Raw genomic sequence first — 17,100 nt, forward strand, 5'->3', positions numbered from 1 at the left:
ACAGACGGATCCCGTGATCGTTCTCCGTCGTCCTGCCAGGTGCACGGAACCGATCGGCACGGCGGAACGACACTTCAGGGGCGGGGACGACATGGCACGGCACGGTGGACGGGGCTGGTACGGGCGGGTGCTGGCGGCGGCGGTCGGGGTGACGGCGGTGGCCGCCGCCACCTCGGTGTGGACGGCGCAGGCCGGCCAGCCCGGCGGCGGGTCCGCCGCCCCGGGTGCCGCCGCGCGGCCCGGCGCGTCGCAGGCGGCGCCCGTGTCCGCGACCATCGTCCACGCCTCCGACCGGGGCGCGCACGCGGTCAACATCACCATCGACGACGGCCCGGACCCGGTCTGGACCCCGCAGGTGCTCCGGTTGCTGCGGGACAACGGCGTGAAGGCGACCTTCTGCATGGTCGGCCCGCAGGCCCAGGCCCACCCGGAGCTGGTCCGGCAGGTGGTGGCCGCCGGTCACCGGCTGTGCGACCACACGGTGGCGCACGACACGGCCATGGACCACAAGTCCCCGGCGTACCAAGCGCGGCAGATCCTCGACGCGGAGCGGCAGATCACCCAGGCGTCGGGCGGTGTGCGGCCCCTGTACTACCGGGCCCCGGGCGGCGCCTTCACCCCGTACAGCCGGAAGCTGGCGGCCTCCCACGGGATGCGGCCGCTGGGCTGGAACGTGGATTCCAAGGACTTCGAGCGGCCGGGCAGCGAGACCGTCGTCGCCACCGTGAAGAGCCAGTTGGCCAACGGTCCCACGATCCTGTTCCACGACGCGGGCGGCGACCGCTCGCAGACGGTGCAGGCGCTGCGCACCCTGCTGCCGTGGCTGAAGCAGCAGGGGTACGCCTTCGGTTTCCCCGTGCGCTGACCGGGCGTTTGCCGGTCATGGGGTCTTTGTACCGGTGAGGCGTTGCACGGGGTGCGTCCGCTGGTCACAGAGTGGTGGAAACCTCTTGTGGGCGTGTTCGGGCAGCGCCTAGCCTCCGAGGCGTTGTGCACAGCGAAACCAGCATTGCGCATGTTGCAACGCCTCAGGAGGAGCAGTCCATGAAGCTGTCCGTCCGCCTCGCCGTATTCACCGCGCTCGCCGCCGCGCTGGGCACCGCCTGCGCGCCCCAGACCTCCGGCACCTCCTCGCCCGGCAAGGACGAGAAGACCGGCACCCTGCGCGTCTGGCTCTTCCAGGAGGTCGACAACCAGCCCAAGGAGCGGGTCGTCGACACCGTCCTGGCCGGGTTCGAGAAGGCCCACCGGGGCGCCCGCGTCAGCGTCGAGTACATCCCCGTCGACACCCGCGCCCAGCGCGTCAAGGCCGCCTTCAACGACCCGGGGTCCGCGCCCGACGTCATCGAGTACGGCAACACCGACACCGCCGGCTATGTGCACGACGGCGGACTCGCCGACGTCACCCGGGAGTTCGGCGCCTGGAGCGAGGCGAAGGACACCGATGCGACCGCCCGGCAGTCGGTCACCGTGGACGGCAAGGTCTACGGTGCGCCGTACTACGTCGGCATCCGGGCGCTGTACTACCGCACCGACGTCTTCCGACAGCTCGGCCTCCACGTGCCGAAGTCACAGGCCGAGCTGATCACCACCGCGAAGCGGGTGCACGCCGCGCGCCCCGACCTGTACGGCCTCGCGGTCGGCGGCGCCTACACCTACGGCGCGATGCCCTTCATCTGGGCCAACGGCGGCGACCTGGCCACCCGGAAAGGCGGTGGGTACACCTCGGCCATCGCCGGACCAGCCGCCCGCAAGGGCATCACGGCGTACACCTCCCTCTTCGGTGACGACAACTGTCCCGCCGCCAAGTGCGCGGGCATGAACGGCAACGACACGGTGACCGCCTTCGCCGCCGGCAAGGCGGCCATGGCGATCGGCGGCAACTTCAGTCACGCCGCCGTGGACGCCGGGAAGGCCAAGGGGAAGTACGCGGTGGTGCCGCTGCCGGGCGTGCGGCCCGGCTCCATCGCGCCGGCGTTCGCGGGCGGCAACAACATCGGTGTGCTGAAGAGCACCTCGCACCGCACGCTCGCCGTGGACCTGATGAAGCGGCTCGCGGGCAAGGAGACGCAGGGGCGGCTCTTCGACGCGATGGGCTTCCTGCCGACGTTCGCGGACGTACGCGAACAGGCCGCCGCCAAGGACCCGTTCGCGAAGCCGTTCGTCGACACGCTCACCGCCGGCACCCGGTTCGTGCCCGCCTCCCCCGCCTGGGCGCAGATCGACTCCTCGCTGGTGCTGCCGACCATGTTCCAGCAGATCGTCAGCGGCAAGAAGGACCTGCCGGCCGCCGCCGCGGACGCGGCCCGCCGGATGAACGACGCGTTCGGCACCGCGGGATGACGCGAAAGGCGGCCCGCCAAGCCCTACCCCCGCTCTCCCGGCCGCGCCGTGGGTCCCGTGCCCACGCCGGCTGGACACCCTGGCTCTATCTCGCGCCGGCCCTCCTCGTGTCCGGGGCACTGCTGGTCTACCCCGTGTACCAGCTCGGGCTGATGTCGTTCCTGGAGTACACCCAGGCCCAGGTCAGCGGCGGTGAACCGACCCGCTTCCGGGGCCTGGACAACTACACCGGGCTGTTCGCCGACGAACAGTTCCGGCAGGTGCTGCTGGCGACGGTCGGCTTCGCGGCGGCCTGTGTGGTGTGCACGCTGGCGGTGGGCTGCGCGCTCGCCGTCCTGCTCACCCGGGTCCGCGCCGTCCCGCGGACCGCTCTGCTGCTAGCCGCGCTGGGAGCCTGGGCGACACCGACGGTCACCGGCTCGACGGTCTGGCTGTTCCTCTTCGACCCCGACTACGGCCCGGCCGACCGCCTCCTGGGCCTCGGCGACTATTCCTGGACGTACGGCCGGTACAGCGCCTTCCTGCTGGTGCTGCTCGAAGTCGTCTGGTGCTCCTTCCCGTTCGTGATGGTCACCGTCTACGCCGGCATCCGCGCCGTACCCGGCGAGGTGCTGGAGGCCGCCGCCCTGGACGGCGCCTCGCAGTGGCGGATCTGGCGCTCGGTGCTCACGCCGATGCTGCGGCCCATCCTGGTCATCGTCACCGTGCAGTCGGTGATCTGGGACTTCAAGGTGTTCACCCAGATCTACGTGATGACGGGCGGCGGCGGCATCGCCGGGCAGAACCTGGTGCTGAACGTCTACGCCTACCAGAAGGCCTTCGCGTCCTCGCAGTACAGTCTCGGCTCGGCGATCGGCGTCGTGACGCTGCTGGTCCTGCTGGCCGTCACGCTCGGCTATCTGCGGCTGCTGCGCCGCCAGGGGGAGGAACTGTGAGCCCCGTACGCGCCCTGCTGCGGCGCCCCTGGCGCACGGCCGCCGAGGCGACCGCGCTGCTGACCGCCGCGGTCGTCGCCTTCCCGCTGTACTGGATGCTGCTCGGCGCGCTCCGGCCGGCCGGGGAGATCCAGTCCACCGAGCCGCGGCCCTGGACGTCCTCGCCCTCGCTCGACTCCTTCCGGCGCGTGTTCGAACAGCACGCCTTCGGCCGGTACTTCGTCAACAGCCTCGTCGTCGCGGTGAGCGTGGTGCTCGCCTCCGCGCTGATCGCGTTCCTCGCCGCGACCGCCGTGACCCGCTTCCGGTTCCGGTTCCGGACCACCCTGCTCGTGCTGTTCCTGGTGGCCCAGATGGTGCCGGTGGAGGCGCTCACCATCCCGATGTTCTTCCTCATGCGGGACGCCGACCTGCTGAACACGCTGGGGTCCCTGGTCCTGCCGCACATCGCCTTCTCGCTGCCGTTCGCGATCTGGATGCTGCGCGGGTTCGTCCGGGCCGTCCCCGAGTCCCTGGAGGAGGCCGCGTACCTCGACGGGGCCAGCCGCGCGCGGTTCCTGTGGCGGATCCTGTTCCCGCTGGTCCTGCCGGGCCTGGTGGCCACGAGCGTGTTCTCCTTCATCTCCGCCTGGAACGACTTCCTGTTCGCCAAGTCGTTCATCATCAGCGACACCACGCAGTCGACGCTGCCGATGGCCCTGCTGGTCTTCTACAAGCCCGACGAGCCGGACTGGGGCGGGGTCATGGCGGCGTCCACCGTGATGACGGTCCCGGTCCTGGTGTTCTTCGTCCTGGTCCAGCGGCGCCTGGTCTCCGGGCTGGGCGGAGCGGTGAAGGACTGACGCCGGCCGCCCGCTCCCCGCGGCCGGCCGGCGTCGCCGCGCGGGAAAAATCGCTGGCCGGGCACCTGGCCGCGGTGCTGGGATGAGGCGATGCGAGAGGATCACACGGCGGTCGTGGACCGCGGCCGGTACCCGGACGCGGTGACCCCCTGGGAGCGCGAGTCCTGGCGTGCCGCGGCCCTGGAGTGGGTCGCGGACCGCCTCGCCGCGCACGGCCTGGTCCAGGACGGGGCCCTGGAGGTGCGGCTGCGGCCGTGGTCGGTGCTCGTCCGGGTGCCCGTGGCCGGGCGGACGGCCGTCTGGTTCAAGGCGAACCCGGCGGCCAGCGCGTTCGAGGGCCCGCTGACCGCCGCGCTGGCCCGCTGGGTGCCCGGGCAGGTGCTGCGGCCGCTGGCCGTCGACGCCGGACGCGGCTGGTCGCTGCTGCCGCACGGCGGCGAACTGTTCCGGGCCGTGCTGGACCGGGAGCCGGTCGCGCCGCGCGAGTGGGAGGCGCTGCTGCGTCAGTACGCCGGCATGCAGAGCGACTTGGTGCCGCACGCGGCCGGGATCGAGCGGCTGGGCGTGCCCTCCGCGCGCACCGCCGCTCTGCCCGCGGTGTTCGACCGTCTGCTCGCCGCGAGCCACGCGCTGGACCCGGACGAGCGCGCCCGGCTGGCGGCCCTGCGGCCCCGGCTCGCCGACTGGTGTGCCGAACTCGCCGCCGTCGGCGTGCCGGACACGCTCGACCACGCCGACCTGCACGACGGCCAGTTGTTCCGGCCGGAGCCGGGCCGGTTCACCTTCTTCGACTGGGGCGACGCCGCCGTCTCCCACCCGTTCTGCAGTCTGCGCGTCACCGCCGAGCGGGCCCGCGACCGCTACGGGCCGCAGGTGCTGCCCCGGCTGCGTGACGCCTATCTGGAACCGTGGACCGGCCCCGGCCGCACGGCCGCACAGCTGCGGCGGGCGGCGGCGCTCGCCTGGCGGCTGAGCGCGCTGGGCCGGGCCGCCTCCTGGGGGCGGATGTTCCCCGGCCCGGCCGGCGCCCGGCCGGGAGCGGCCCAGAGCGCCCAGTGGCTGCTGGAACTCCTGGCCGAGCCGCCGTTCGGGGCTGGCTGACCGCCCGGACGGTCAGGGCAGCGGGGTGCCGCCGGTCGCGTTGAGGATCTCGGCCGTGATGAAGCTGGCCTGGGGCGAGGCCAGATAGACGTAGGCGGGGGCCAGTTCGGCGGGCTGGGCCGGGCGGCCGAGCGGGCTCTGCTTGCCGAACTCCGCCGTGTCGGGCAGCGTCGCCGGGATGAGCGGGGTCCACACCGGTCCGGGCGCCACGGCGTTGACCCGGATGCCGCGCTCGGCGACCATCTGGGCCAGCCCCTGGGTGAAGGTGACGATCGCGCCCTTGGTCATCGCGTAGTCCAGCAGTGGCGGGCTGGGCTGGTACGCCTGCACCGACGTGGTGTTGATGACGCAGCCGCCGGCCGGGATGTGCGGCAGGGCGAACTTGGTGAGCCAGAACATGCCGTACAGGTTGGTCCGCAGCACGCGGTCGAACTGCTCGGTGCTGATCGCCTCGATGCCGTCCGGCTGGGCCATCTGGTAGGCGGCGTTGTTGACGAGGACGTCGATGCGGCCGAACTCGTCGACCGCCCGCCGGATCAGCTCGCGGCAGTTGCTCTCCTCCCTGATGTCGCAGGGCACGGCGACCGCCTTGCGCCCGGCGTCCTCCACCAGGCGGGCGGTCTCGCGGGCGTCGTCCTCCTCCTCCGCGAGATAGGTGAAGAGCACGTCCGCGCCCTCGCGGGCGTAGGCGAGCGCCACCGCCCGGCCGATGCCGGAGTCCCCTCCCGTGATCACGGTCTTGCGGCCGTCGAGCCGGCCGGAGCCGCGGTAGGAGTCCTCGCCGTGGTCGGGCGGCGGGTCCATCGGGCCGGTGTGCCCCGGATGCGGCTGGTCCTGGGAGGGGAAGTCGGGGCGGGCGTGCTGTGTGACCGGGTTCGGCCGCTCACCCTGCTGGTCCGGCACGGTGGCCTCCTCACGTGTCGCGCGTTCGGTACAGCCGACCGTGTTCCCGCCTAGCGGCGGACGAAAAGCGTCCGGCGCCGGTCAGGCCGTGGGCGCGTCCGGGCCGCCGGCCCGCATCCGGTCCCGCCGGGCGAGGTTGTACAGCCGCAGCAAGTGCTTGGCCACGGCGCAGGGCGCGGCGTCGGCATGGCACTGGCGGCAGGTCCGCAGGTGCTGCTCGTAGGTGAGGCGCGCGTTTTCCAACGCGTCGTTGACAGAAGACATGGACTTCTCCGGGCAGGGCGCGTCCGGGGAGGGACAGCGCCGAAGTTGACTGACTGGTACACCCGAAACAAGGTGATCATGTTACTGGCGGTACTGGGAAACTCGTACTGTCACCACGACCCCGGCCGCCCCGCCCGCCCCCTGCGCGCGCCCTCCCCCGCCCGGCCTTTCACCCCGGCGGGACCGAAGCCGGCGGTGCGTTTCCTCGTTGTCCCGGGTGCCCGGGTACCGCTCGGCGGGAAACCACGTGAAGGACGCGCGCCATGGCCTCCTCCCCCCTGCGCATCGGTGTCGTCGCTCCCCTGACGGGACGGCTCGCCCCGCTCGGGGCGCCGCTCTCCTACGTGCTGCGCGCCCTCGCGCCGTACCTCGCGCACGTCCACAACGGCGGCCGGCGGTACGAGGTGACCGTCGCCGTGCGCGACAGCCGCTCCGCGCCCGGGCCGCCCGGCAGGCGGTGCGCGACCTCGCAGACCGCGACGGGGCCCGGGTCGTGCTCACCATGGCCGGGACCCGGGCGCTGCCCGCCGTCGCCGACGCCTGCGAGGAGGCCGCCGTGCCGTGCCCGTCGACGACGTTCCCGTGGCAGGCGTACCTGCGGGCCCGGGGGGCCGATCCGGCGCACCGGTTCCGGTGGACGTACCACTTCGCGTGGGGTCTGGACGACATCGCCCGGGTCTTCGCCGGGCTGTGGGAGCGGGTCTGCGCGCGGGCCACGGTCGGCTGCCTGGGGAACGACGGCCTCCACGGCCGGCTGCTGCGGCATGAGCGGTACGGGTTCCCGGCCGCGCTGTCGGATCGCGGCCACACGCTCGCCGATCTCGGTGCCTACCGGGAGCCGGCCGGCGACCTCCAGGACCAGGCCGACCGGCTGCGCGCGCTCGGCGCGGAGATCGTCACCAGCGCGGCCACCGCGGCCGACCTGGCCCTCTTCCACCGCCGGGTCCGCGAGGCGGGCCTGCGGCTCCGGCTGATCACCTGCTCGCGCCGGCTGACCTACCCGCACCCGCACACCCGTCCGGCGCCCGAGGTGCATGCCGAACTCGGCGCCGCGCGGGTGGGCACGCTCGTCTACTGGAGCCCGGGCCACCCCTGCCGCTCCAGCCTGGAGGGCACCACGGCCGCAGAGCCGGCCCGCGCCTACCAGGAGGACACCGGCGATCCCTGGCTCCAGACCCTGGGGCTCGCACACGCCCTGCTGGAGACCGCCCGCCACGCCCTGGCCACGGCCGCCGACCCGGCCGACCGCGCCGCGGTCGGCCGGCGCCCTCGCCCGCACCCGGCTCGACACCGTCGCCGGCCGGCTGGACTTCACCGCCGGCCCGACCCCGAACATCGCGCTGCTCCCGCTGGTGGGCGGCCAGTGGCAACCGGGCCCGGACGGCCCCCGCCTGACCGTGGTCGACAACACGGCCCACCCAGCCGTACCCCTGACAGGCGAACTGACCCCGACCGACTGAGCGGGCCCCGCGCGGTCACCCCCCTGTCCGTAGTCGCCGGGCGTGTTCCAGGAAGGCCGTCAGGCCGACGTCGAAGGCGCGGTCGGCGCGGCCGTCGCCGACCGCGGCGAGGGCCTGGGCGAGGCGTGGGGTGGGGGCGCCCGCCGTCAGTTCCCACATGGTCTCGGGGGCGGCGAGGTCGAGGGCCGAGCCCAGCACCAGGTTCTCCAGGGCGATGAGCAGCGGCATGATCCCGGCCGGTGCGAACCCGGCCGCCAGCAGGACGCCCACCGCGCGCTCGTACTGGGCCAGCACCCGGGGCGCGCGGACGGGCGAGGTCATGAGCAGCGGGATCACCCGGGGGTGGGCGGCGAACGCGGCCCGGTAGGACCGCGCCCACGCCTCCACGGCCGCGTCCCACGGGGTCGCGTCCAGCGTGCCCGGGTCGATGGCCGCGCTGATGTGCTCGCGCAGCAGTTCCACGATGCCGTCCCGGCCGTCCACGTGGTGGTAGACGGACCCGGTCTGCACGCCCAGCTTCCGGGCGATGCGCGGGACGCTGAAGTCGCCCGTCTCGTCGACGAGCCGGAGCGCCGCGGCGGTGATGCGCTCGCGGTCGAGGAGCGGTGTGCGCGGCCGTCCCATGATCGATGTTCCCCCTGAGGTCTTCCCGGATGCCCAACGGCAGGTTACATTGCGGAAACCGAAAGCCTTTAGGTTTACGGCTCCGGGGGCCGCCATCCCGTCGTGCCCCCGCGAGACACCGGCTCCGTACGGCCCACCCCGGCCGTGCCCGCCGGCGCCCGCGAACCCGGCTGCCCCACCACCGGGACCCCCTCCCCTCTCGCCGCCAGAAGGGCTCCCCGCATGTCCGTGTCCACCCGCGAGATCCCGGAGGAGGCCGCGCCGTCCGGCGCGGCCGCCCTCCGCTCCGGCACGCTCGGCACCGCCGACATCACCTTCTTCGTCGTCTCCGCCGCCGCGCCGCTGACCGTGATGGCCGGAGTCGCCCCGCTCGCCATCCTGCTGGGCGGTGTCGGCGCACCCGTCGGCTATCTGCTGGCCGGGCTGACCCTGGCCGTCTTCGCCGTCGGCTTCACCACCATGAGCCGCCATGTCACCGGCGGCGGCGCGTTCTACGCCTACATCACCCGGGGCCTGGGCCGCCCGGCCGGCGTCGGCGCCGCCCTGCTCGCCCTGGTCGGCTACAACGGCATGGAGATCGGGGTCTACGGCCTGCTCGCCACCACCACCCGGGACACCCTGCACACCCTGTTCGGCACCGACGTGCCCTGGCTGCCCGTGTCCCTGGCCGGTCTGCTGCTGATCGGCTACGGCGGCTACCGCTCGATCGACTTCGGCGCCAAGCTGCTCGGGATACTGCTGGTCGCCGAGACCGGGATACTCGTCCTGCTCGCGGGCGGGGTGCTGCTGCGGGGCGGCGCGCACGGCCTCTCCCTGGCCTCGCTGGCCCCGGACCGGGTGTTCGTGCCGGGCACGGCGGCCGTCCTCGCCTTCGCCTTCGCGGCGTTCACCGGTTTCGAGTCCACCGTCATCTACCGCCGCGAGGCCCGCGACCCCGAACGCACGGTCCCGCGCGCCACCTACGCGGCGGTCGGCTTCCTCGGCCTGTTCTACGCCTTCATCGTCTGGATCGCCGTCCAGGCGTTCGGCGACGACCAGGTGGTGCGGGCCGCGGGCGAGGACCCGGCCGGGCTCTTCTTCACCGCGATCACCACCTACGTGGGCGGCTGGGCGGCCGGCCTGATGCACGTCTTCATCGTCACCAGCGTGCTCGCCTCGCTGCTCGCCTTCCACAACGCCATCAACCGCTACGCGCTGGCCCTGGCCGAGGAGGGCGTGCTGCCCCGCCGCCTCGGCCGCGTCCACGGCCGGCACCGCTCCCCGTACGTCGCCGGCCTGGCGCAGACCGCGCTCGGCGCCGTGGTCGTCCTCGTCTTCCGGGCCGCCGGCGCCGATCCGTACCAGCAGCTCCTGCTGTGGGTGAACACCCCGGGGATGATCGGCCTGTTGCTGCTGCAACTGCTGGCAGCGATCGCCGTGCTGTGCTACTTCCGGCGGGTACGGCACACCGAGGGCCGGGTGCGCACGGTGCTGGCGCCGGCCCTCGCCGCCGTCCTGCTGACGGCCGCGATCGTGCTGGTGGTCGGCCATATCGACCTGTTCACCAGCGCGTCCCCGACCGTGAACACCGTGCTCGCCGCCGTCGCGCCCGTCGTCTTCCTGCTCGGTCTGCCGCTGGCGTGGTGGCTGCGCCGCAACCGCCCGGCCGTCTACGCCGCGTTCGGCACCGAACCCACCGAATGACCCTTCCTCACCCAGGAGTTCACAGCATGCCCGCTGCCGGTCTGATCCTCACAGGCGCCCATGTCCACACACTCGACCCCGCCCGCCCCGCCGCCACGGCCGTCGCCCTGCACGACGGACTGATCACCGCCGTCGGAACGGCGGACGACGTCCCGGACTGGCGCGGCCCCGGCACCGAGGTCGTCGATCTGGGCGGCGCGCACCTCGTGCCCGGTCTGGCCGACGCGCACAGTCACCCGGTGTGGGGGCTCGGCATGGCGACCGGCACCGACCTGTCCGGCGTGACGGACCTGGCCGGACTGCGCGCGGCGCTCGCCCGGGCCGAGCGGATGGCGGGCTGGGTGGTGGGCCACGGCCTGGACCACAACGTGTTCGAGGGCCGCCCGGTCCACCACGAGCTGGTGGCGGACGTCCTGGGGGACACCCCGGCCTTCCTGCGGCTCTACGACGGCCACTCCGCCCTCGCCAACGGCCCCGCCCTGGCCGCCGCCGGGGTGACCGGGCCGCGCGCCTTCGACCAGCGGGCCCAGGTGGTGTGCGACGCCGCCGGCCGGCCCACCGGTCATCTGGTGGAACACGCGGCGATGGACCTGGTCACCGAGGTCATGCCCCGGCCGTCCTACGCCGAACGGCGGGCGCGGCTGCTGGAGTTGCTGTCCGCCATGGCCGCGACCGGGCTGACCGGCGCCCATGTCATGGACGGCGGGGACCTGGAGCTGGTGGAGGCGGTGGCGCGGGTGACCGTGCTGCCGGTGCGGCTGCGGTTCGCGCCCTGGTGCATGCCGGGCGCGGACGCCGACGCGCTGCGCGAACTGGTCGAGGCGCAGGGCCGGGGCGGCCGGCACTGGGTGGTCGGCGGGGTCAAGTTCTTCATGGACGGCACCGTGGAGGGCGGCACGGCCTGGCTGGAGCATCCCGACTGCCACGGCCAGGGCACCGACGCGTTCTGGCCGGACCCGCACGCCTACGCCGAGGCGGTCCGGACCCTGCACGCGGCCGGTGTCCGCACCGCCACGCACGCCATCGGGGACGCGGCCGTACGGCATGTCCTGGACACCGTGGCCTCGCTCGGGCCGGGCGGGCACGGCGCGCACCGGATCGAGCACATCGAGACGGCGCCCGACGAACTGCTGCCCCGGTTCGCCGAGTTGGGGGTGGCGGCCTCGCTCCAGCCGCCGCACACCGGTTACACGCGCGACGACGGCACCGACGAGTGGTCGCGCCGGCTGGGCGGCGACCGGGCCGCCCGCGCCTGGCGGCTGCGCGACCTGCGGGAGGCCGGTGCCACGGTCGCCCTCGGCTCGGACTGGCCCATCGCGCACTACGACGTGCGGGCCGTGCTGGCGACGGCCCGCCGGCCCAGGGGTGCCGCGGCGCACCGGCCGGGGCTCACGCCCGTACAGGCGCTGGAGGGCTGCACCAGCCATGCGGCGGCCGCCGCAGGCGAGAGCGCCGTCGCCGGCCGGATCGCGCCCGGCCGCCGCGCCGACCTCACCGCGCTCGGCGTCGACCCGGTACGGGCGCCCGGAGACGAACTCACCGACGCGCCCGTGACGTTGACGGTCACCGGCGGGCATGTGGTGCACCGGGGACCGGGCTGGTAGGACCTCGTCGTTCGAGAACCACGCGCGGACCCGCGCCGGCGCGGTGGCGCACACTGGGGGGATGAACGACTTCGGCCTGATCTGCCAGGACACCGCTCCCGAGTGGTACGGACGGCTGCGCGCGCGGAGCGACGACCTCTCGCCCGCCGACTGGCTCACCGTGCGCGGGCCCGGGCAGGGCGCGTTCGGCACCGTGGCGGGCGTCGCCGCGCCGGGCTTCGCCGCCTACGCGCGCGTCCTGCACCCGGCCGCGCTCGACGAGCGGCCGGTGCGCTGGTCGGCCGTGGCCGCCGCCCGGGGAACCCGGATCACGCCGGGCGTCCGCTGGCACGAGGTCATCGGCAAGGACCGCGAGTACGTCGACCGCTCCGGTCCCGGAGTGCCGGGCGTGTGGGACGAGCATCCCGCCGAGGGCCCGACACCGCCCGGGGTGGCGCGGGCGCTGCTGCCCGTGCTGGCCCGGCACACCCGGACTCCGGAGCGGTGCTGGTTCGGGCTGTGGCACGGGTACGGCCGCTGGGACTGGGACCGGTTCCCCACGTTCGGGACACCGGGCCGGGAGGAGGTCCTGCTCGCCGGCCGGCTGGCCGACGTCGTCTCCCCGGTGGCCATGGACGAGTTCTCCGAACTCCCCGACCTGTGGTGGCCGCAGGACCGCGCGTGGATCGTCGGCGGCGACGTGGATCTGGTCAGCACCTACGTCGGCGGCTCGGCGGAGCTGATCGCCGGTCTGCTGGCCGCGCCCGGCCTGGAGGCGCACCCGGTGGCACCGGGCGACCTCGTCGGCTGACGGCAGGAAGCGGGACGCCGCTGGAGGCGGCGTCCCGCGTGGCGGGTGACGGGTGGCGGCTACGGCGTCACGACGCGGCCGCCGAAGGTCACCGCGAGGTGGCCGTCGGAGGCGAAGGACCAGCCGAGGGCGCCCGCGTACGAGGAGCAGCGGGAGCCGTTCGCGCCGGTCCAGAACTGGTTGGAGGCGTCGGCGTCGCCTATGGTCTTGTCGTTCGAGCCGCTGCCGGCGAAGCGGCACGAGGTGTTGGTGCGGAACACGGACGTGCCCTTGTCGAACGAGAAGTTCCGCTCGGCGTTGTCGATGCCGACGTTGCTGGAGATCGTCATCTTGCCCGGGTTGCTGTTGTAGGTGAACCCGTGGTGGCCGTTCTTGTAGGCGATGCTGTGCTGGACGACGTGGTTGACGGCGATGTCGTCGCCGCCCAGCTTGTAGCCGTTGCGGTCGCCGTTGGAGTTGACGGTGCCGTCGCTCAGCGTGCCGTTGCCGTAGGACAGGGAGTACTCGATGGTCACCGGGCCGATGGCGCCGGTGTCCGTCTTGGTGTACAGGTCCCAGCCGTCGTCGATGTTGTTGTGGGAGACGTCGTAGCGGAAGACGTTTCCGGTGCCGGTGGTCAGCTTCGCGGCGAAGCCGTCGGCGTCCTCGCCGTCGGAGTCGGCGTTGTCGTGCGACTCGGAGCTGACGATCAGGTTGTTCGACGGCCACTGCGAGTTGGGCGTGGTGGAGGCGATCCGGCCGAGCTGGAGCCCGGTGTCCCGGTTGTAGGCCGTCACCGCGCGCTCGACGATGTTGTTGCTGCCGCCGACGAAGATGCCGTTGTCGCCGGCGTGCTCGACGGTCAGGCCGGACAGCCGCCAGTAGTTGGCGTTGAGCTGGATGCCCCGGTTGGCGGGAGCCTCGGTCTGCGCCGAGAAGTTCAGGACGGGCTTCTCGCCGGGGTAGGCGGACAGGGTGGTCCGGGCGGCTGCCGTGCCGTCGCGGCCGGCCGGGATGGTGACCGTGGCCGCCGGGGTGTACGTGCCGCCGCGCAGGTAGATCGTGCCGCCGGAGGTGATCCGGCTGATGGCCGAGGTGAGCGTGGTCGGGGCCGATTCCGTGCCGGCCGCGCCGTCGGTGCCCTTCGGCGACACGTAGAGCACGGTGCCGGCCGCCGCCGCGGCCCCGCCGGTGGCGGGCGAGGCGGAGCCGGGCCCGCCGGTCTGGTACGGGGCGGGCACGGCCAGGGCCGTGGTGCCGGACAGCGCGACGAGCGCGCCGGTGAGCAGACCGGCGCACGCGATGGCTGGTTTCAGTTGCATCGGCTTGTCTCCCTGCGGGTTGACTCGGCTGTGCGGATGCGAGTGGTCCAGGGGGGTGAACCCGGCCCCCGGTCGTGGCATGGTGACCGGGTGAGGGAAAGCGCTTTCTCCCTGGACCTTTCCGACGGTAGAGAGACGTCATGCACACGTCAACCACCGCGTACATGATTCATATTCAGATGGGTGAATGGGGAAGGAGTGCGGGGTTATTCGCCGGGCGCCAGGGTGCGGGCCACGATCGCCGCCGCGTCGGCGATCAGGGCCTGGTCCACCGGGGCGTCCCTGGTGCTCTTGCCGGACAGGACGGCCAGCACGAGCGGGGTCCCCCGGGTCGTCCAGGCCACGCCGATGTCGTGGGCGCTCGCGTAGTCGCCGGTGCCGGTCTTGTCGGCCACGACCCAGCCCGCGGGCAGCCCCTTGCGGAACCGCTCGGCACTGGTGGTGTTGCCCTTCAGCCAGCCGACCAGGCGCTCACGGTCGGCATCGGCCAGCGCCCGGCCCAGGGCGACGCGCTCCAGGCTCGCGGCGGCGGCCGCCGCGGTCGTGGTGTCCCGCGGGTCGCCCGGGATCGCGGTGTTCAGCTCGGGCTCCCACCGGTCGAGCCGGCTCACCGCGTCGCCCAGCGACCGGTAGAAGCGGCTCAGGCCGGCCGGGCCGCCGATCTCCCGGAGCAGCAGGTTGCCGGCCGCGTTGTCGCTGTACTGGATCGCCGCCGCGCACAGGTCGGCCACGGTCATGCCGGTCGCCACCTGCTCCGCGGTGCGCGGGGAGTTGGGCAGGAGGTCGTGCGGCGGGTAGTGCACCACGCGGTCCAGGGGCGCGTGGCCGGCGTGGTCGCGCAGCACCGCCGCCGCGGCGAACGCCTTGAACGTCGAGCACATCGCGAAGGGCTCCCCGGCCCGGTGGGCCATGGTCCGCCCGGTACGGACGTTGCGCGCGTACACGCCGAGCCGGGCGCCGTAGCGCCGCTCCAGCCCGGCCAGTCCGGCCTGTCCGGCGCGCGACCGGGCGTCCGGGGCCGCCGACGCGGCCCGCGCGGACCGCGCGGTGGCGGTCAGCGCGGTGCCGGCGACCGCGAGACCGGCCTGGAGCAGGCGGCGGCGCGGCAGCGGGGTGAAACGGTCGGTGCTGGGCATGGGCGTACTCCTTCACGGGTCATCCGCCGCCGGCGTCCGGCCGGCGACGAGGACAGCGAACCAGCGGCAGGACAGCCATGTCCAAGAGGGAACTTTGAACGACTCATGCCTTGTTGATATGACTGCCGGATGGATCTGCTGGCACATCTCGAGGCGTATGTGGCGACGGCCGAGGAGGCGGGCTTCTCCCGGGCCGCCGACCGGCTCGGCATCGCCCAGCCCCTGCTCAGCCGCCGGATCAAGACGCTGGAGGAGCATGTCGGCGGCTCGCTGTTCGACCGGTCCCGGCGGCAGATCACGGTCACCGAGCTGGGCGTGCTGCTGCTGCCGTACGCCCGGGACGTGCTCGACCGGGCGCAGCGGCTGCGGCAGGCCGCCCGTTCGGCCCGGCGCTCGCGGGTGCGCGCCGTCGGCGTGCCGGCGGACAGCGCGCCGGCCGCGCTCGCCCGGGTCATCCGCGCCGGCACCGAGCACGGCGTCACCCTGGGCATGCGTGAACTGCCGCCCCTGGAGCGGGTGTCCGGGCTGGCGGACGGTTCCCTCGGCTGGGCTCTGGTGCGGGCCGCTCCGGAACAGGCCGGGTTCCGGGTGCCGTTGGGGCTGGCGTCCGCGCCGGTCCCGGACGGCGCGGGAAGCGGGGCCGGACGGCGCACGGTCCACCTCGAAGAGCTGCGGCCACGCCGCGCTCGCACGGCCGGGCGCGGCACCGCCCCGCCGCTATTGCTGCTGACGGAAGATCAGGTGCCGTACTACACCGACCGGCTGGGCCGGGCCGCGGCCCGCGCGGGGCTGTCCGAGGAGCGGATCCGGCCCGCCGGGCCGGCGGCCACCGCGCTCGCCGAGACGCTGGCCGGGCACGCGCTGCTGCTGTGCGCCGAGCCGTTCGCCCGGCAGCACGGCGCCCACTGGGCGCCGCTGGCCGACCGTGCGCTGCACCGCGGGTACGACGTGAGCGCCGGCCGGGACCGGGGCGGCGCGGGCGAGGTGCCGCACTGGCTGGCCGCGCTGCTGGCGTCCGCGGTGGGCGCCGTACCGCACCGGCGTGGCGGGCCGGCGCCCGGGGAGGGGTCCGGGGCCGGGTATGGCCCGGGACCGGGGGCCGGGGACGTTCCGGCACGGCTGGCGGCGCGCGGATGAGCGCGGCGGCGCACCACCCGGTGTACACCGGCGGTCACGGCGCCCTCCTGGACGTCGCGGAGGCCATCGCCGCGGACTGGGCGGCGCTGGGCGTGCGCGGCTCCTTCCTCGCCCGCAACCTCGACACGGGCGAGCAGCTCGGCTTCGACGCGGACGAACCGGTGCCCCTCGCGTCGGTGGCGAAGGTCCCGCTCGCCCTGGTCGTGCTGGACCGGATCACGGCCGGCGAGCTGGACCCGGCGCGGCCGGTGACGGTGGACCCCGGCACCAGCAGCGTCGGACCCACCGGGCTCGCCGCCTTCCGGCACCCGGCCACCGTGGCCGTGGGCGACCTGCTCCTGCTGATGCTGTCGGTGAGCGACAACGCCGCGGCGGACGCGCTGTTCACGCTGGTCCCGGCGGCGGAGGTGGACGCCCGGCTGCGCGCCTGGGGATGTGCCGGGATCCGGGTGCGGCACCGGATGAACCACCTGTACGAGTGCGCGGCCGGTGCCGCCGGCAACGACTTCTCCCTCGCGCTGGAGCTGGCCGTCCGGGACGAGCGGGCGGGCCGGCACACCATCGAGACCCTGGACCCGGCGCACGCCAACACCGGTTCGGCCGCGGCGCTCGTCGGTCTGCTCCAGCGGGTGTGGCGCGACGAGATCGCCACTCCCTCGGCGACGGCGGAGCTGCGCCGGCTGATGGGGCTCCAGGTCTTCACGCACCGGCTGGGGGGCGAGCTGCGCACGGACACCCTGCGGTGGAGCGGGAAGACCGGTTCGTTCCTGCATCTGCGGCACGAGGCGGGCGTGGTGGAGGCGGAGTCCGGGGAGCGAGTGGCGATGGCGGCGCTGACCCGCGCGGGGCGCTCCGCCGGGGTGGCGGCGGACATCGATCTGGCGGTCGGGACGGCGGGGCGGGAGGCGTTCGAGGCGCTGCGCGGGTAGCGCGGGCGGGCCGGCACCGTGGGAAGGCCGGTCGGGCGGACGGGGAGT

The 17,100-nt window shown here is 74.1% G+C and carries 15 protein-coding genes and 1 pseudogene; 11 read left to right on the plus strand and 5 right to left on the minus strand.

Annotated features, from left to right (window positions below):
* Positions 1-91: 91 nt before the first annotated feature.
* The 5 genes from ACH4OA_RS00300 (at position 92) to ACH4OA_RS00320 (ending at position 5,221) form a co-directional block, all read left to right on the plus strand.
* Complete coding sequence (locus ACH4OA_RS00300) at positions 92-865, plus strand: polysaccharide deacetylase family protein (protein WP_397934809.1); 774 nt, start codon at positions 92-94, stop codon at positions 863-865.
* 179 nt (positions 866-1,044) lie between these two features.
* Positions 1,045-2,343, plus strand: coding sequence for an extracellular solute-binding protein (locus ACH4OA_RS00305; protein WP_397934810.1), 1,299 nt, complete (start codon positions 1,045-1,047; stop codon positions 2,341-2,343).
* Positions 2,340-3,278, plus strand: a complete 939-nt coding sequence (locus tag ACH4OA_RS00310) for a carbohydrate ABC transporter permease (RefSeq protein ID WP_397945408.1) — start codon at positions 2,340-2,342, stop codon at positions 3,276-3,278. Before ACH4OA_RS00305 ends, ACH4OA_RS00310 begins: the two co-directional genes overlap by 4 nt.
* Positions 3,275-4,120 carry a carbohydrate ABC transporter permease gene (locus ACH4OA_RS00315; protein WP_397966849.1) on the plus strand — a complete coding sequence of 282 codons (846 nt, stop codon included), beginning with the start codon at positions 3,275-3,277 and terminating at the stop codon, positions 4,118-4,120. The genes ACH4OA_RS00310 and ACH4OA_RS00315 overlap by 4 nt, the downstream gene beginning before the upstream one ends.
* A gap of 90 nt (positions 4,121-4,210) precedes the next feature.
* A complete protein-coding gene (locus tag ACH4OA_RS00320; RefSeq protein WP_397966851.1) occupies positions 4,211-5,221 on the plus strand; it encodes a phosphotransferase in 1,011 nt (336 codons plus the stop codon).
* 12 nt (positions 5,222-5,233) lie between these two features.
* Here the strand turns inward: ACH4OA_RS00320 and ACH4OA_RS00325 are convergent, their stop codons facing one another.
* Together ACH4OA_RS00325 and ACH4OA_RS00330 are read right to left on the minus strand one after the other, a co-directional pair.
* The gene (locus tag ACH4OA_RS00325; RefSeq protein WP_397934816.1) at positions 5,234-6,124 is read right to left on the minus strand and encodes an SDR family oxidoreductase; all 891 of its coding nucleotides are present in this window, start codon (positions 6,122-6,124) and stop codon (positions 5,234-5,236) included.
* Between the two features lie 81 nt (positions 6,125-6,205).
* Positions 6,206-6,388 carry a hypothetical protein gene (locus tag ACH4OA_RS00330; protein WP_365877554.1) on the minus strand — a complete coding sequence of 61 codons (183 nt, stop codon included), beginning with the start codon at positions 6,386-6,388 and terminating at the stop codon, positions 6,206-6,208.
* A gap of 502 nt (positions 6,389-6,890) precedes the next feature.
* On the opposite strand from ACH4OA_RS00330, the pseudogene ACH4OA_RS00335 reads away from it, so the two are divergent.
* Positions 6,891-7,583, plus strand: a pseudogene (locus ACH4OA_RS00335) (ABC transporter substrate-binding protein); the annotation flags it as partial.
* Between the two features lie 280 nt (positions 7,584-7,863).
* Here ACH4OA_RS00335 and ACH4OA_RS00340 read toward each other — a convergent pair.
* Positions 7,864-8,472, minus strand: a complete 609-nt coding sequence (locus ACH4OA_RS00340; protein WP_397966854.1) for a TetR/AcrR family transcriptional regulator — start codon at positions 8,470-8,472, stop codon at positions 7,864-7,866.
* Between the two features lie 222 nt (positions 8,473-8,694).
* Here ACH4OA_RS00340 and ACH4OA_RS00345 point away from each other — a divergent pair, with 222 nt between their 5' ends.
* The 3 genes from ACH4OA_RS00345 to ACH4OA_RS00355 all read left to right on the plus strand — a co-directional run bounded on the left by ACH4OA_RS00345 (position 8,695) and on the right by ACH4OA_RS00355 (position 12,549).
* Positions 8,695-10,155, plus strand: a complete 1,461-nt coding sequence (locus ACH4OA_RS00345; RefSeq protein ID WP_397934822.1) for an APC family permease — start codon at positions 8,695-8,697, stop codon at positions 10,153-10,155.
* Positions 10,156-10,181: 26 nt separating this feature from the next.
* Positions 10,182-11,759, plus strand: coding sequence for an amidohydrolase (locus ACH4OA_RS00350; protein WP_397966856.1), 1,578 nt, complete (start codon positions 10,182-10,184; stop codon positions 11,757-11,759).
* Between the two features lie 61 nt (positions 11,760-11,820).
* Positions 11,821-12,549, plus strand: coding sequence for a hypothetical protein (locus ACH4OA_RS00355; protein WP_397966858.1), 729 nt, complete (start codon positions 11,821-11,823; stop codon positions 12,547-12,549).
* A gap of 59 nt (positions 12,550-12,608) precedes the next feature.
* Here the strand turns inward: ACH4OA_RS00355 and ACH4OA_RS00360 are convergent, their stop codons facing one another.
* Together ACH4OA_RS00360 and bla are read right to left on the minus strand one after the other, a co-directional pair.
* Positions 12,609-13,850: a right-handed parallel beta-helix repeat-containing protein gene (locus ACH4OA_RS00360; RefSeq protein WP_397966860.1), complete on the minus strand. Its 1,242-nt coding sequence runs from the start codon at positions 13,848-13,850 to the stop codon at positions 12,609-12,611.
* Positions 13,851-14,056: 206 nt separating this feature from the next.
* On the minus strand, positions 14,057-14,986 hold the full coding sequence (bla, locus tag ACH4OA_RS00365) for a class A beta-lactamase (RefSeq protein WP_397966862.1): 930 nt from the start codon (positions 14,984-14,986) through the stop codon (positions 14,057-14,059).
* A gap of 129 nt (positions 14,987-15,115) precedes the next feature.
* Here bla and ACH4OA_RS00370 point away from each other — a divergent pair, with 129 nt between their 5' ends.
* A complete protein-coding gene (locus ACH4OA_RS00370; RefSeq protein ID WP_397966865.1) occupies positions 15,116-16,123 on the plus strand; it encodes a LysR family transcriptional regulator in 1,008 nt (335 codons plus the stop codon).
* Positions 16,120-17,052: a serine hydrolase gene (locus ACH4OA_RS00375; protein ID WP_397945415.1), complete on the plus strand. Its 933-nt coding sequence runs from the start codon at positions 16,120-16,122 to the stop codon at positions 17,050-17,052. Before ACH4OA_RS00370 ends, ACH4OA_RS00375 begins: the two co-directional genes overlap by 4 nt.
* Positions 17,053-17,100 lie beyond the last annotated feature (48 nt).

Origin of the sequence: Streptomyces sp. NPDC017095, assembly GCF_044332325.1 — a bacterium.
In the GTDB taxonomy this organism is placed as follows: Bacteria; Actinomycetota; Actinomycetes; order Streptomycetales; family Streptomycetaceae; genus Streptomyces.

Excerpts from the sequence above, each read along its gene's own strand:
- ACH4OA_RS00355 (WP_397966858.1), top strand. The coding sequence starts at position 11,821 with ATGAACGACTTCGGCCTGATCTGCCAGGACACCGCTCCCGAGTGGTAC.
- ACH4OA_RS00305 (WP_397934810.1), top strand. The coding sequence starts at position 1,045 with ATGAAGCTGTCCGTCCGCCTCGCCGTATTCACCGCGCTCGCCGCCGCG.
- ACH4OA_RS00320 (WP_397966851.1), top strand. The coding sequence starts at position 4,211 with ATGCGAGAGGATCACACGGCGGTCGTGGACCGCGGCCGGTACCCGGAC.
- ACH4OA_RS00360 (WP_397966860.1), bottom strand. The coding sequence starts at position 13,850 with ATGCAACTGAAACCAGCCATCGCGTGCGCCGGTCTGCTCACCGGCGCG.
- ACH4OA_RS00375 (WP_397945415.1), top strand. The coding sequence starts at position 16,120 with ATGAGCGCGGCGGCGCACCACCCGGTGTACACCGGCGGTCACGGCGCC.
- ACH4OA_RS00340 (WP_397966854.1), bottom strand. The coding sequence starts at position 8,472 with ATGGGACGGCCGCGCACACCGCTCCTCGACCGCGAGCGCATCACCGCC.
- bla (WP_397966862.1), bottom strand. The coding sequence starts at position 14,986 with ATGCCCAGCACCGACCGTTTCACCCCGCTGCCGCGCCGCCGCCTGCTC.
- ACH4OA_RS00300 (WP_397934809.1), top strand. The coding sequence starts at position 92 with ATGGCACGGCACGGTGGACGGGGCTGGTACGGGCGGGTGCTGGCGGCG.
- ACH4OA_RS00370 (WP_397966865.1), top strand. The coding sequence starts at position 15,116 with ATGGATCTGCTGGCACATCTCGAGGCGTATGTGGCGACGGCCGAGGAG.
- ACH4OA_RS00330 (WP_365877554.1), bottom strand. The coding sequence starts at position 6,388 with ATGTCTTCTGTCAACGACGCGTTGGAAAACGCGCGCCTCACCTACGAG.
- ACH4OA_RS00350 (WP_397966856.1), top strand. The coding sequence starts at position 10,182 with ATGCCCGCTGCCGGTCTGATCCTCACAGGCGCCCATGTCCACACACTC.
- ACH4OA_RS00310 (WP_397945408.1), top strand. The coding sequence starts at position 2,340 with ATGACGCGAAAGGCGGCCCGCCAAGCCCTACCCCCGCTCTCCCGGCCG.
- ACH4OA_RS00345 (WP_397934822.1), top strand. The coding sequence starts at position 8,695 with ATGTCCGTGTCCACCCGCGAGATCCCGGAGGAGGCCGCGCCGTCCGGC.